The sequence below is a fragment of the Achromobacter semiaridum genome (genome assembly GCF_053543755.1).
On record NZ_JBLVOL010000031.1, the window covers coordinates 14,740 to 28,723 of the forward strand.

Here is a 13,984-nt window from a genome sequence, read left to right on the forward strand (position 1 = left end):
CCATTGCGCCAAGGGTCAATGGCTAGAACGTCATTCTGAATCCCGCGGTGGCGGTGACGATGTAGCTGCCCGAGAAATCCGCGTCGGCGTCTAGCTGGCCGTAGATGGCATAGCGGTCGCCCCAACCGTAATTTGCGCCGGCTCCCAGGCCGCCCCAGGTTCGCGCCATGCGGCTGGTCGCGGGCACGCCGGCCACGCCCACACGGGTGCCGTCCAGGAATTCGTGTTTTACGTTGACGATGCCATAGACGCTGGATTCCCGATTCACGCCGCCCGTTTGCCAATTGCTTTGGTAGTCCAGTGCGATACCAAGGCGGGCGAGCAGGCTGTCGCCCTTTTCGCTTTCAACGCGCGCGCCGAACTTGTCGTTGAAGCGATTGAAGCGAGTCGATGCGTAGGTCAACTGTGCCTGCGGGACCAGGGCCAGTCGTTCGTTCAAACCGAATGCCTTGCCCGCTTCCACACCCAGCCCGTAGCTGTTCGCCTGGCTGCCCCCCTTGAGCTTGCCGGCCAGCCGTGAATTCAAATCGCTGTCGAACCAGGTGGCCTGGGCCTGGGCGTCGATATACAGGCCGTCCTTGCCGTACCACGTCAACGTGGGTGTCAGTCCATAGGCGGTGGTGTCGATCGTGCCGTTGCCAACCGCCGAGGACACATGCGTGTCGGCCTTGCCGTAGTTAAAGGCGATGCCGCCCACCAAACGGGCGCCCTGATCCTGGCCGGCCAGGATACGGTCGACACCGAACTGCGCCTTCCAGCTGTCGATATCCTGGCGTGCGTTCGTGGTGGACGTGGAAGGCTTGAGTCTGCTGGTGGTGCTTTCCACGCGGCTCCATACGCCGTTGCGACCCACGTCCGCCGAGTCGTAAAGGCGATTGCCGACCCGTTGGCGCAGCGTAGGCATCCGGCTCAAATTAAGCAGCGTGTTGGCATAGGCTTCATAGACGGGCACGCCGGGCTGATAAAGCAGCGGAGGCGCAATGCCCGGCGATCCGCCGCCGACCGGAGGCGTGCCGGGGGCGGTGGCGGGTGTGCCGGGGCCGATGGGGGGAATTGCGGGATCGCTCAGCGACGACCGCAGATACCACCCGCCGTCGCCGGCGTCCTGTTGCAGCACATAGCCATAGGCGCCGGCCACCAGGGCAGGGCGTCCCTGAATGACGTAGTCGCCATTAGCCAGGTTGAACTGCCCCGCCGAGATGCCATTGACCTGCACCACCTGTATGCCTCGTTGAGTTGCCGCGCCAGTGCCTCCCATGTTCTGCACGGTGACCGGTGTCGCGCCCGCCGTGTCGCCGGTGATCACCAGCTTGTCGGTTGGCGAGCTATCGCCACCAAGCTGCGTGCGCACCTCCAGGTTGCCGCCCTGCGCCGTGTAGTTGCCGGCGATGGTCAGGACGCCGAAGCCGCTGCGCGGCCCCGGGGCGATGGTGCCCTGGTTGGTCGTCGCGCCCACGCGTCCCGTGCCGGTCAGCCGCGCCGCCGTCAGCACGTTCACCGGGCCGCCCAGCACACCATCGACTTGCAGCGTGCCGGCCCGGACGTCGGTGGTGCCTGTGAAGGCGCTGCTATCGCCCGACAACGTAAGCCTGCCGGCGCCCAGCTTGTTCAGGCTGGACGTTCCGGAGAACGCGGTCATCACGCCCACCTGGTAGCCGTTGGTGTCGAAAGAGGCGCCTTCGATTCCGATTGCCTGCGTCAGGAATCCATTCAGGAAGTTGGCCTTGTCACGCCGCGCGCGCAGGACGCCGCCATCCAGGTTGAACGTGGCGCTGCCCGCACCCTTGACGACCGAGCCGGTTTCAAGCACGCCGCGGCCGCTGGCATCGCCGATGAGGTTCAGCGTACCGGTGGCGGTGCCCGCGACGGTCAGCCACGTATCGCTGGCGGCGACGGCCAGACCGCCCTTTTCGATGGTCAGTGTTCCTGTGCCTGCCGAACCGATTTCGATACGGTCGCTTGCGGTCAGCGTCGAGATATTGGCCGTTGTGCTGGATACGGTCACGGTTCCGACGCCGCTCGCGCCCGTGCCGATGTAAACCGTTGCGGCGGCGCCGGGGGAAGACGAACCGACGGTGCGCACGGTCGCGCCCTCAAGAACGCGTAGCTCGCCAACGCTGTCCAGCCCCACATAGATATTGTTGGAAGGGTCCCAGACGGATGTCGGCCCCGATACCGTCACGCTGCCCTCGCTACCGGCGATCCAGCTGATCACCCCTTGGCCGCTATGCACGGCGCCGCCATTGTCGATACGCAAGGTGCCTTTGCCGGACGCGCCGATCAGGAGCGGGCTGCTTGCGGGAATGTCCCACGTCGAACCCGGCCCGGACACCAGCACATTGCCCACGCTGCCGTTTTGCCCGCCGATAGTGCCTGAAAGGCTTTGCGCGGTGCCCCCGTTCAGAATGTTCAATGTGCCATTGCTGCCGGAATCCGAGCCGATGTATACGTCACCCAGGCTGGTCCAGGTGGATGCAGCGCCACTGCCGTCCCGGCCTGTCACGGTCAGGGTACCCACGCCACCGTTGACGTTGCCAATAAAGGCCCAATCGTTCAGCACGGAGCCGCCATCGCTGATGGCCAACGTTCCGGCAAGGGCATCGCCAACAAATAGATCACCTCCGACGACCCAGTTCGGCGTCTGGACCGTGCCGGGTTGCACATCGCCGGTGCCGGATACCGATTGAGCGTAGGCGGGGGTCCCGAAGGTGGACGCGCACGCGACCAGGACGATCCATTTTCCGCGTGCGGTGCCATTGCATTTCTTGTCGACCAAGATGACTCCTTCAGGTGGGTACGAATGACACGCTGTGGCAACGGCAAGCGGGCCGCTGGACTTAATAGGTATTTACCCACCCAAATACGGGTGCGATGCGAAGGCCCAGGCCGTCGGCAAAAACAAAGAGGCCGACGCAGGTATGCGTCGGCCTCTTCATCCCGTTGTCGGGGACTTACGGCGTCACAATGTTGAACCAGAATTCAAAGTCGTCCAGCGACCCGAACACATCGTTCAGCTTCGCCTGATCGCCCGTAACCTTGACGTCGCCCTTGGCAAGCGCGTCCTTCAGCGTGGTCTGCTTGAGCATGATGTCGTTCAGCGTATTGCGGGTCAGCGACACGCTGGCGCTGGGTTCCTTGGCCAGCTTGCCTTCGGTGTGGTTCAGCACGCTATTGACCATCTCAAGCGTGTACTGCTGCTTGGTGTCGGTGAAGTCCACATTCAGCACGACATGTTTGCCGTCGGCTTTTTCACGATTCAAGCGGACCGCGAAATAGTCGAACAACATGTCCAGCGTCATGGCGCGCACGGTGTCGGGGCTGGCGGTGTCGGGCACGGGCAGCTTCTTCACGCCTTCGCGCAATTCCTTGGCGCCGGTCAGATAAAAATTGCGCCACGGGCCGCTTTCCGCCTGGTATCCCATCTGTTCCAACGCGTCGGCTTGCAGGTCGCGTGCCGCCTGGTTTTTCGGGTCGGCAAACACCGCGTAGTTCACCACCTCGGCCACCCAGCGGTAGTCGCCCTTGGCGTAATACTCGCGGGCCTTCTTCAGCAGCGCGTCCGTGCCGCCCATCATGTCGACATAGCGCTTTGCGCCTTCTTCGATGGGTAGCGTGTGCAACGTGGCGGGGTTGCCGTTGAACCAGCCCAGGTACAGCACGTAGGTGGCGCGCACGTTGTGGTTCAACGAGCCGTAATAGCCCCGGTTGGAGAACTTATCGGCGATAGCCTTGGGCAGCTTGACCTGTTCGGCAATTTCTTCCTTGTTGTAGCCCATGTTGGCCAGCCGCAAGGTCTCGTCGTTGATGTACCGGTACATGTCGCGCTGCGTGGCCAACTGTTCCTGCACGTCTTTCTTGCCCCACACCGGCCAGTGATGCATGGCGTACATGACTTCCACGTCGTCGCCCCACATGGCCAAGGCTTCGTTCAAATACTTGGACCACGCCAGCGGGTCACGAATCTTGGCGCCGCGCAGCGAATACGTGTTGTGCAGGGTGTGGGTGGAATCCTCTGCCGTATTCAGCGCCTTTTTTTCCTTGATGTAATACAGCATTTCGGCGGGCGCCTCGCTGCCCGGCGCGTACAGGAACTGATACGTCAGGCCGTCGATGGTGCGCGTTTCGCCCGTCTTTTCAATGATGTCGGTGGGAGGAATCAAGGTCACCGTACCCGCCGACGTGGTGGTGCCCAGGCCGGCGCCCACCTGGCCCGTTGTGCTGGGCGGCAGCAGGTTGCCATACATGTAGCTGGCGCGCCGGCTCATGGCGGTGCCGGCCATCACGTTCTCGGCCACGGCATGTTCCAGAAAGCCCAGCGGGGCATAGATCTTGACCTTGCCGGCCTTCACGTCGGCTTCATCCACAACGCCGCGCACGCCGCCATAGTGGTCGACGTGGCTGTGGGTGTAGATCACCGCGACCACGGGTTTTTTCGGGCGATGCTGGTAATACAGATCAAGTGCCGCCTTGGCCGTCTCGGTGGAAATCAGCGGGTCCATGATCGTCAGGCCGTCTTTGCCTTCGACGATCGTCATGTTGGACAAGTCCAGGTTGCGCACCTGATAGATGCCGTCCGTCACCTGGAACAACCCCGAAATGTTCAGCAGCTGCGATTGCCTCCACAGGCTGGGGTTGACGGTATCGGGCGCGTCGGAGCCTTCCTTGATGAAGTTGTACTTGGTCGGGTCCCACACCACATTGCCCTGGGCGCCTTTGATCATGGCCTGGGGCAGCGGGGCGATGAAGCCCTTGTGCGCCAGTTCAAAAGACGTCTTGTCCGAAAACGGCAGCGCTTTCAGAAGCGCGGCATTGGCTTGTTTGGTGGCGTCTTCGGCGGGTTTTGGCGCCTGTTGTGTCCAGGCAGACGTGGAGGTGGCAAGAAATAATGTCGTCAACGCGGCTGAAGCCAGGCGACTGCCCTTCATTTGCTTCTTTGGGGGGTAATGGGCCGACGACGGGGCATTCGCAGTGCTAGTGAGCTTCATGATGACGACATCTCCATACATTCAAATGGGCGAACCGGCGTACAACACGGGGTTCTGTCAGGCAACAAGGTCACGCAACTTCGTAAGGCAGCGATCTAGCCTACACAAAAAACAGTAAGGAAAAAACTAAATTCTCATTTCCCGCGCGACCCGGCCACGCATAGCAACGCCTTGCAATTGCGGCGTCGTGCGTGCGATATTCACGCGAAGCCTCGGGCAGTATTTGGGCGATTCATTTTTACTCGCAGGGCCGAACGTTGCTGTAATCAACGACGCGTTTCACGGGTCGACGCCGCAGTCAGTGTTTTACGGGAGTCGGAATGGATCGGCAGCCAATGGATCAGCGCAAAACGGATCAGGGCGGAATGGATCAGCGGAAGGCGGCCGGCGCGCTTGATCGGTTTTCCCTTGTGCGTGACGACTTCTTCTATCGCCTTCAACGCAGATTGGGCTTGATCCCCGCCAGCGGCGATGGCTTCATGAGGCGCGCCGTTGCCTATGCGTTGATCGCGTGGCTTCCCCTGGCGATCGCCGCTTGGCTCGCGGGCACCGCCATTGAACCGCTGGGAAATAATGAGCCCTTGCTTGGCCACATCGGCATCCATGTACGCTGCCTGGTTGCCATCCCGTTGCTGGTGCTGGCCGAGGGCATTGCGCAAAAATTGATTCCACTGGGCTTGCGTGAGTTCAAGCAGTCCGGGCTGGTTGACGGTGAACTGGCCGCCAGATTCGATCACGTGCTGCTGGGCGTGCTGAACCTGCGAAATAGAATTTCGCCCTGGATCGTCATTGCCGTGTTCGTCGCCACCTGGGTGACCGTGTTGTTTTTTTCGCCCGACGGCGACGAAATCCGCTGGGCGGATTCCGGCAGCCCCAGCCTGAATTTTGGCGTCTGGTGGCTGCTGCTGGTGACTCGGCCTATTTTCTCGATCTTGTTGCTGGCCTGGGTCTGGCGGCTGATGCTGCTGGGCTTGCTTCTGTACCGGATCGCGGCCCTGCCATTGAAGCTGGTTCCCAGCCATCCGGATCGCCTGGGTGGTCTGGGCTTTCTGACTCGGATTCCGGTGGTTTACGGCCCTTTTCTGCTGTCGGTCTCGGCGGTGGTGGCGGGTGTCTGGGCGCATCAGGTTCTTTATCACGGCGTGACGGTTCCTTCGCTTTACGGGCAGATCGCGGCGTTGCTGGTGGTGCTGACGGTCATCGGCCTTGCGCCGCTGCTGGTGTTCACGCCGTTGTTGCTACGCGTCAAAAGGCAGGCCCTTCTGGACTATGGCGCGTTTGTGACACGACACGGGCGGGCGGTTCACGAAAAGTGGATCGAGAAGAAAAATGTGCCTGACCATCCCATGCTGGACGCGCCTGAACTGGGCCCGGTGGCCGACGTGCAAGCCATATACCAGGCCGTCGCGTCGATGCGGGGCGCGATTATCAATAAGTCGGTCTTGATAAAGATTCTGGCGCCCGCGGCGTTGCCCATGTTGATGCTGATTTCGATGCAATGGCCGCTGAAAAGCACACTGACGAAATTGCTATTCACATTGCTGTAGTCATCGTGGGTTACCGAGCGATGCGCTCACTTTTTGTATCAATCATCTGGTGTTTTCCCTTTGGTGAAATTATCGACATCAGGCAAAAGATCGTGGAGTATTGAGTAATTCCGCACCCGCATTTCGTATCCATAGCAGTACGGAGGGCACGTGAAGCCGCAACTGAAAGTCGGATTGACAATAGCCGGTGTCCTCCTTGGCGCCAGTGCCCTGGGCGCCTATGTCGCGGGTGTAGGCGTCACGCCAAAGCCGGCGGCCGTGGTTGCCACGCTGGGTGACGGCAAGCAGGGGCCGGCCGGCATGGCCTGGATTCCACCCGCCCAATTCCTCATGGGCAACGACCACAAGCTGTCGCAGCCGAACGAGGTTCCTCCGCATAGCGTTCGGGTAAGCGGCTTCTGGATGGACGCCCATGACGTCACCAACGCGGAATTTCGCCGATTCGTCCAGGCCACCGGCTACGTGACGACGGCCGAGCAAAAGCCCAAATGGGAAGACCTGAAGGTCCAGCTGCCCCCTGGCACGCCCCGCCCGGATGACAGCCAGCTTGTGCCGGGCGCCATGGTGTTTGTGGGAACCGAGGCCGAAGTCTCGTTGCGTGATTACAGCCGCTGGTGGCGCTTCGTGCCCGGCGCCAGCTGGCGCCAACCGCAAGGCCCGGGCAGCAACATCGACGGCAAGGACGACCACCCGGTGGTCCAGGTGTCGTACGAGGACGCGCAGGCGTATGCCAAGTGGGCCGGCAAACGCCTGCCCACCGAGGCGGAATGGGAGTTCGCCGCGCGCGGCGGCCTGGAGCAGGCCACCTATGCCTGGGGCGACGAACTAAGTCCCAACGGCAAACCCATGGCCAACATCTGGGACACGCAGCAACAGCAGCCATTCCCGGTCGTCAAGGATGAAAAGATCCAGGTTGGCACGACGCCGGTGGGCTCGTTCCCGCCCAACGCATACGGCCTTTATGACATGGCGGGGAACGTCTGGCAGTGGACGGCCGACTGGTATCGGGCCGACGCATTCCGCATCCAGGCGCAATACCGGCAGCCACCGCAAGATCCCGCCGGACCCGCCGACAGCTTCGACCCCGACGACGGCAACGTCCCGGCCTCCGCGCCAAAGCGCGTCACGCGCGGCGGCTCTTTTCTGTGCAGCGATACGTACTGCATCAGCTACCGGGCCAGCGCGCGCCGTGGCAACGACCCCATGAACGGGATGTCGCACCTGGGCTTTCGCACGGTGATGTCCGTCGAACAATGGAAGCAGGCGCAAAGCCGACCGGGACAAGTCGCCAGCCGTTGAACCCTTGCCAGGGCAGTCCCGGCAAGCCGTACCCGTTTGCATTTGACGATAGGGACAAGCATGGCGCAGCGCGATGGAATTTTGGCGTTGGAAGCGGCGATTTCTCGGGAGGTCTTGGGGCAGGCAGCGGTAATACGCCAGATGTTGATCGCGTTGGTGGCCGACGGCCATGTGTTGCTTGAAAGCCTGCCCGGGCTGGCGAAGACGCGCATGGTCAAGGCCTTGGCCGCCCATCTGGCGGCGGACATGAGCCGCATCCAGTTCACGCCGGACTTGCTGCCGTCGGACATTACGGGTGCCGATGTGCTGCAACAGGACGCCGAAGGGCGCAATCACATCGCCTTCCAGGCCGGGCCGCTGTTCGGCAACCTTATCCTGGCCGACGAAATCAACCGCGCGCCGGCAAAGGTGCAATCCGCGCTGCTCGAAGCGATGGAAGAACGGCAGATCACCATCGGCGGCAACACGCGGAAAATGCCCGCGCTGTTCATGGTGCTGGCCACGCAAAATCCGATTGAGCAAGAGGGTACGTACCCGTTACCCGAGGCGCAGATGGACCGCTTTCTGATGAAGATCAAGCTGGACTATCCCGGCGCCGAGGATGAAATGGCGATGCTGGCACTGCTGCGCGGCACGCCGGGGGACATCGTTGAAAGCGAGGGCAGCGACACCGCCCGCATTTCCCAGGAAACGTTGTTCGTCTGCCGGGCAGAGGCGGCCGCGGTACACGTGCCCCCGGCGGTGGACCGATATACGGTGGACCTGGTGAACGCCACGCGGCGCCCGGCCGACTACGACGCGGATCTGGGCCGCTGGCTTCAAGTCGGCGCCAGCCCGCGCGGCGCCATTGCCCTGGACCGGGCCGCGCGCGTGCATGCGTGGCTGGAAAATGCCGACTTCAGTACGCCGGACGACGTGCGCGCGGTGGCCCACGCGGTGCTGCGCCATCGCTTGCATCTGTCGTACGACGCGGTGGCGGACGGGGTTACCGCTGACCACGCTATCGACCGCGTCCTGGACGTTGTTGCCGTGCCGGCATAAAGGTCGCCATGAACCCGGTCGCCATGAACCGCGCGCCCCATCCGGTCTATCCGCCCTTGTCCGAGCTGATCGCGCTTGAGGCGGCGGCAAGCGGATTGTCGTTCGGGGCTAACCAGCCGATCAGCAGCGTGCTTGCCGGCCCGCACGGGTCGCGGTTGCGGGGCAGGGGGCTGGATTTTGCCGAGCTGCGCCGCTACGTCGCCGGCGACGACTTGCGGCGCCTGGACCTGCGCGCATCGCTGCGCTACGGCAAACCCTTCGTACGCTCGTATTCCGAAGAGCGGGACCGCCCGGCGATCGTCGTTGTCGATCAACGCATGAGCATGTACTTCGGATCGGTGCGTGCCTTCAAGTGCGCCGTGGCGGCGCGGCTTGCGGCCATCGCGGCATGGATCGCCTATCGGGCGGGGGACCGTGTGGGCGGCCTGGTGTTCGACGACGCCGGGGTCAGGGCATTCAAACCCTTGCGCAGCCGAGACCGGGTTTGTGCATTGCTTGCCGAAGTCGCGCGGGCGAATGCCGACCTGTCCGCGTCGCGTCCCGATGCGCCCGCCACCGAAGGCTTGAACCGCGCGTTGCGCGGTGCGTTGCTGACCGCGCCGCACGATTGCCTGGTGTGCGTCATCAGTGATTTCGCCGGCGCCGACGAGCAGACGCTGCGCACGCTGCGCCTGCTGGCTGCGCACAATGACGTGCTGGCCATGCTGGTGTTCGACCCGATGGCGCAGCAGCTGCCACAGCGCGGACGGATGGTGGTTACGCAAGGCGAACTTCAGTTGGAAGTCGCGGTGGGCAGCCAGCGCCAACGCGAGCCGCTGGCGCATTTCTTCAGCGACCGGCTTCGTCAGGTAGCCGACCTGCTGCGCCGCAGCCGCGTGCCATTGCTGTCCATCGACACGGCGCAAGAAGAACTGCCGCAGCTGCGTCGCGAACTAGGCAAACAGGCCACGATGCAGGCCGAGCCGCCGCGACAAGGAGCGCCAGGATGAGCGACGCGCTGCCAGGCTTGGACCAGTTGCGCGAGCTGCCCTTGCCGGCAGCGGTGTCCTACTGGCCTCAGACGTGGGGATGGGCCGTGCTGGCCGTCTTGGCCCTGCTGGGCGGGGCATGGGCGGCAGCGGCTGTCTGGCGCGACCGTCGCCGCAATCTGTACCGCCGACAGGCGCTGCAAGCGCTGCGGCGGCTTGAGCAAGAGGCCGCGAACAATCCCTTGGCGGCGCGCGGCCTGCCTGCGCTGCTTAAGCGCACGGCGCTGGCCGCCCAGCCGCCGGCAGCGCGCGCCGCCGTGGCCTCGCTTGGCGGCGACGCCTGGCTGGCCTACCTGGAACGCGCCGTGCCGCGCGCGTTTCCCGAGGGCTCGCCGGAACTGATGCGCATATTGGCGTACGCGCCGGACGAGACGGTGCGCCGACTGGACAGCGCAACGCTTGCGCAGTTGATCCGCGCAAGCCGCCAGTGGATGGTGAAGCATCATGTGGCGGCTTGAATATCCGTGGTTGCTTGCGGCCGCGCCGTTGGCGCTGGCCGCCTATCGCTGGTTGCCCGCCTATGTGCAGCAGCGCAACGCGCTGCGCGTGCCGTTCTTCGATTCCGTCGCCAGCATTACAGGGCAGTCCCCAACGCGGCCGGGTGTGCGGGCCAGCGGGGGCCAGCTCTGGCTGAATGTGGCGGTGTGGTTGCTGATGGTGTTGGCGCTGGCGCGTCCGCAATGGGTTGAACCGCCGCTGACGCATACCGAAGCAGTGCGCGATGTCTTGCTGGCGGTGGACATTTCGCAGTCGATGGACACGGCGGATTTCCGCAACGCCCAGGGCCAACCGGAATCCAGGTGGAAAGCCGTGAAAACGGTGGTGGCGGACTTCATCGCCAAACGGCCGGACGACAGGCTGGGGCTGATCGTCTTCGGCACCAGCGCCTATCCGCAGGCGCCGCTGACGGGCGACCACATTGCACTCAGTCTGTTGCTGGACCGGACGGCCGTGGGCATGGCCGGCCCCAACACGGCCATTGGCGATGCCGTCGGTCTGGGCATACGGATGCTGGATGCCGCGAAGGAACGCGACAAGGTGTTGATCCTGCTGACCGACGGCAATGACACCGGCAGCGCCGTACCGCCCGCGCGCGCGGCCGCATTGGCGGCCCGGCACCACATCATCGTGCATACCATCGGCATCGGCGATCCCGCCGCGACAGGCGAAGACCGGGTTGACTTCGGCGTGCTGGAATCCATTGCCCGCGCCACCGGCGGGCAGTTCTTCAAGGCCCAAGACCTGGCCAGCCTGCAATCGGTGTACGACACCCTGGACCGCATCACACCGCAAGAGGTCAAGACGTTGCGGCATCAGCCCAAACGCGATTATTTCTGGCTGCCGCTGGGGCTGGCGCTTTGCCTGTTGATGATCTGGCACGGCGTGGCCGCCCTGTCCGGATGGCGCTTGCAACGCGCGCAGGCCCCGCCGCAAGGGCAGGCGGGAACGGGGGGCGCATGGACATCGACTTAAGCGCTTTCCATTTCCTGCGGCCTTGGTGGCTGCTTGGCTTGCTGGCGGCGGCGTTGGCGTGGTGGCTGCGGCGCGGCGAAGGGGATGCCGCCGGGCGCGCAAGCCGGATTTCACCCGAGCTGTTGCCGTATCTGATCGTGCGGTCACCGGGCAGCCGGGGCCCGCGCCCAATCGATGCGTTGGCGTTGATTCTGGCCATCGGTTCGGTCGCGGCCGCGGGCCCCGCGTGGCATCGCGACCAACCGGAGTTTCTGGACAATGTGGCGCCGCTGATCGTGGCCGTTGCCTTGGGGCCATCCATGGACGGCGCGGATGTGCCGCCCACGCGGCTGGAAGCCGCCAAGCTTCTGATTCGCGATCTTGCCGCCCGCCGCGCCGGCGCCAAAACGGGTCTGATCGCCTACTCGGGCACCAGCCATCTTGTGCTGCCGCCCACGGACGACACGAACCTGCTGGACCTGTTTACCCAGGCGTTGGCCTCCGACCTGATTGGCGCGCCAGGGCGCGACGCGGCAGGCACGATCGCCCTGGCCGCGCAGGTGCTGAAGGCCGAACGGGCAGGGGGCACATTGCTGTTGCTGACCGACAGCGCGGACGCCGGCAGCGTGGATGCGGTACGCCAGCGCGCCCAGGCAGCGTCCGACTTGCAGGTGCTGGTGATGGCGGTGGGGCAATCGGGCTTGGACAAGGACGCGTTGCAAGCCTTGGCGCGCGCGGCGGGCGCGCCGCTTGGGAGTCTGTCCGCCACGCCGGACGACCTGGACTGGATCACGCTGCACGCCCAGCAGCATTTCCAGGCGGTGCAAGACGCGCAGTCTGGCGCCATTCACTGGAAGGATGCCGGCTATTGGCTCTGCTGGCCACTGGCGCTGCTGGCGTTGCTGGCGGTGCGGCGCGGTTGGAACGTGGCGTGGACGGCCGCCGTCCTCATTGCCGTCTCGGTGGGCCTGCCGGCCGAATCGCGCGCCAGTCCATTGGCCGACGCTTTCCTGACGGCGGACCAGCAGGGGCGGCTGGCATTCGACAACGGCCGTTATGAAGAGGCCGCCGCGCTATTCCAGGATCCGTACTGGAAGGGGCGGGCCGCCTACCAGGCGGGTCGGTACACCGACGCACTGGCCGATTTTTCCAAGCTGGAAACGCCCGAAGGCGCCTTCTACGTGGCCAATACCCAGACACGCCTTCGGCAATATGACGCCGCGCTGGACGCCTACGACCGTGCCCTGCAATTGCGCCCCGGGTGGGAGGCCGCCATGGTCAACCGGGGCATCGTCCAGCGGCTGCTGGCGGCGATGGGCCAGGAACAGCAGGGCCAACAGGCCGAGCCGCCGGATCAGACCGTTGCCGACAAGACGGCAAAGGCCGGCAAGATGGTCGACGCACCCACCGCACGGGCCGCGTCCGAAGACGTGTGGTTACGCAACCTGAGTTTGTCGCCGACGCGTTTCCTGCGTGGCCGGTTTGCCGTCGAAGACGCGGCGGCGGGTGGGCGCCCATGAGCAGCGTGCACCGGATCCTAACGTTGCTGGCGGGGTCTGCCACCCGCCGGTTTGGCCTGCCTGGCGTGTCGATGTCCGGCCTGCTGGGATTCGTCGGCCCGATAGGCCTGATGGGCCTGATGGGCCTGATGGGGCTGATGGGGCTGATGGGGCTGATGGGGCTGCCGGGCGTCGCGGCCGCGCAAGACACGCCGGCCTTGCGCGTCAGCGCCACCTTGCAAGCGCCCGCCGACGTGCGCGTGGGCGCGACGTTGCGCTTGCAGCTTGAAGTGCTGACGCCAACCTGGTTTACGCAACCGCCGGTATTGCCCGCGCTGGATATCCCGGGCGCCCTGGTGACGGCTCCGCAAGGCGAGGGCGAACTGGTCCGCGATACCGTCGGCGGCGTGTCCTATAGCGGCCTGCGCTATACGTATGTGATCAGCCCAACGGCGCCGGGCGCCATGCAAGTACCCGCCTTGTCGGTAACGGCCAAGGTCGGTCCAGGCGGCCAGGTGACATCCGGGGTAAGCAAACCCGTTTCCTTTTCCGTGCAGGCGCGGACGGCGAGCGCCGGTCAGGCGGTGGCGGCGGGAAAAATGGACGTGACGCAGGCGTTCTCGCTGGCCCCCGACCCGCTGATCGTGGGCGGACGGATCACGCGGGCCGTGACTCAGCGGGCCGAAGGCGTGCAGGCGATGTTGCTGCCCGCCGTCGCCCTGCCGGACATACCCGGCTTCAAGCGCTACCCGCGCGAGCCGGAAGTAACCACCTTGGACGACGGCCGTGGCGGCTTTGTCGGCGGCCAGCGGATCGACCGCGCCGATTACGTCGCGCAGCAGGCAGGCGCGTTCCGGCTGCCGCCGCTGACCGTCAGATGGCGCGACGGCGCAACGGGGCAACTCGCCAAATCCGAACTGCCCGGGCGGGATGTCACGGTGGCGTCAGCGCCCACCGTCACGCCGCCGTTTTCGCTGGCCGAAGATCTGGCCCGATTGCGCCATGGGCTGCGCTGGGTGATTCCCACCGCGTGGCTGGCATGGTCGGCGGGGCTGCTGGCGGCCTTGCTCGGGCTTAGGCTTACGTGGCCCTGGTGGCAGCGCCTTGCCGTCGCCTTGCGCGCCCGTGCCGCG

11 protein-coding genes are annotated in these 13,984 nt (G+C 64.6%); 8 read left to right on the plus strand and 3 right to left on the minus strand.

What is annotated here, in order from left to right:
* Positions 1-22: 22 nt before the first annotated feature.
* From ACNPP0_RS09755 to ACNPP0_RS09765, 3 genes are all read right to left on the minus strand, one after another.
* Positions 23-2,734 carry an autotransporter family protein gene (locus tag ACNPP0_RS09755; RefSeq protein WP_448705809.1) on the minus strand — a complete coding sequence of 904 codons (2,712 nt, stop codon included), beginning with the start codon at positions 2,732-2,734 and terminating at the stop codon, positions 23-25.
* Between the two features lie 217 nt (positions 2,735-2,951).
* Positions 2,952-4,925 carry an alkyl/aryl-sulfatase gene (locus ACNPP0_RS09760; protein WP_332608448.1) on the minus strand — a complete coding sequence of 658 codons (1,974 nt, stop codon included), beginning with the start codon at positions 4,923-4,925 and terminating at the stop codon, positions 2,952-2,954.
* Positions 4,926-5,251: 326 nt separating this feature from the next.
* Complete coding sequence (locus ACNPP0_RS09765; protein ID WP_332608447.1) at positions 5,252-5,590, minus strand: hypothetical protein; 339 nt, start codon at positions 5,588-5,590, stop codon at positions 5,252-5,254.
* Between ACNPP0_RS09765 and ACNPP0_RS09770 the strand changes: the two genes are divergently transcribed.
* The 8 genes from ACNPP0_RS09770 to ACNPP0_RS09805 form a co-directional block, all read left to right on the plus strand.
* On the plus strand, positions 5,567-6,532 hold the full coding sequence (locus ACNPP0_RS09770; protein ID WP_448705739.1) for a hypothetical protein: 966 nt from the start codon (positions 5,567-5,569) through the stop codon (positions 6,530-6,532). The two genes, ACNPP0_RS09765 and ACNPP0_RS09770, sit on opposite strands and share 24 nt — an antisense overlap.
* A 150-nt stretch (positions 6,533-6,682) precedes the next feature.
* A complete protein-coding gene (locus tag ACNPP0_RS09775) occupies positions 6,683-7,831 on the plus strand; it encodes a formylglycine-generating enzyme family protein (RefSeq protein ID WP_448705740.1) in 1,149 nt (382 codons plus the stop codon).
* Between the two features lie 60 nt (positions 7,832-7,891).
* A complete protein-coding gene (locus tag ACNPP0_RS09780) occupies positions 7,892-8,872 on the plus strand; it encodes an AAA family ATPase (protein ID WP_448705741.1) in 981 nt (326 codons plus the stop codon).
* A 23-nt stretch (positions 8,873-8,895) separates the two neighbouring features.
* Positions 8,896-9,861: a DUF58 domain-containing protein gene (locus ACNPP0_RS09785; protein ID WP_448705810.1), complete on the plus strand. Its 966-nt coding sequence runs from the start codon at positions 8,896-8,898 to the stop codon at positions 9,859-9,861.
* Complete coding sequence (locus ACNPP0_RS09790) at positions 9,858-10,358, plus strand: DUF4381 domain-containing protein (RefSeq protein WP_448705742.1); 501 nt, start codon at positions 9,858-9,860, stop codon at positions 10,356-10,358. Before ACNPP0_RS09785 ends, ACNPP0_RS09790 begins: the two co-directional genes overlap by 4 nt.
* A complete protein-coding gene (locus tag ACNPP0_RS09795; RefSeq protein WP_448705743.1) occupies positions 10,345-11,373 on the plus strand; it encodes a VWA domain-containing protein in 1,029 nt (342 codons plus the stop codon). The genes ACNPP0_RS09790 and ACNPP0_RS09795 overlap by 14 nt, the downstream gene beginning before the upstream one ends.
* The gene (locus ACNPP0_RS09800; RefSeq protein ID WP_448705744.1) at positions 11,358-12,872 is read left to right on the plus strand and encodes a VWA domain-containing protein; all 1,515 of its coding nucleotides are present in this window, start codon (positions 11,358-11,360) and stop codon (positions 12,870-12,872) included. The genes ACNPP0_RS09795 and ACNPP0_RS09800 overlap by 16 nt, the downstream gene beginning before the upstream one ends.
* Positions 12,869-13,984 (plus strand): BatD family protein (locus ACNPP0_RS09805; RefSeq protein ID WP_448705745.1); only part of this gene is annotated, 1,116 nt, incomplete at its 3' end. The genes ACNPP0_RS09800 and ACNPP0_RS09805, both read left to right, overlap by 4 nt.

Coding starts and splice junctions, on each gene's coding strand:
- ACNPP0_RS09760 (WP_332608448.1), bottom strand. CDS start 4,925: ATGAAGGGCAGTCGCCTGGCTTCAGCCGCGTTGACGACATTATTTCTT.
- ACNPP0_RS09765 (WP_332608447.1), bottom strand. CDS start 5,590: ATGGATGCCGATGTGGCCAAGCAAGGGCTCATTATTTCCCAGCGGTTC.
- ACNPP0_RS09780 (WP_448705741.1), top strand. CDS start 7,892: ATGGCGCAGCGCGATGGAATTTTGGCGTTGGAAGCGGCGATTTCTCGG.
- ACNPP0_RS09785 (WP_448705810.1), top strand. CDS start 8,896: ATGAACCGCGCGCCCCATCCGGTCTATCCGCCCTTGTCCGAGCTGATC.
- ACNPP0_RS09790 (WP_448705742.1), top strand. CDS start 9,858: ATGAGCGACGCGCTGCCAGGCTTGGACCAGTTGCGCGAGCTGCCCTTG.
- ACNPP0_RS09795 (WP_448705743.1), top strand. CDS start 10,345: ATGTGGCGGCTTGAATATCCGTGGTTGCTTGCGGCCGCGCCGTTGGCG.
- ACNPP0_RS09800 (WP_448705744.1), top strand. CDS start 11,358: ATGGACATCGACTTAAGCGCTTTCCATTTCCTGCGGCCTTGGTGGCTG.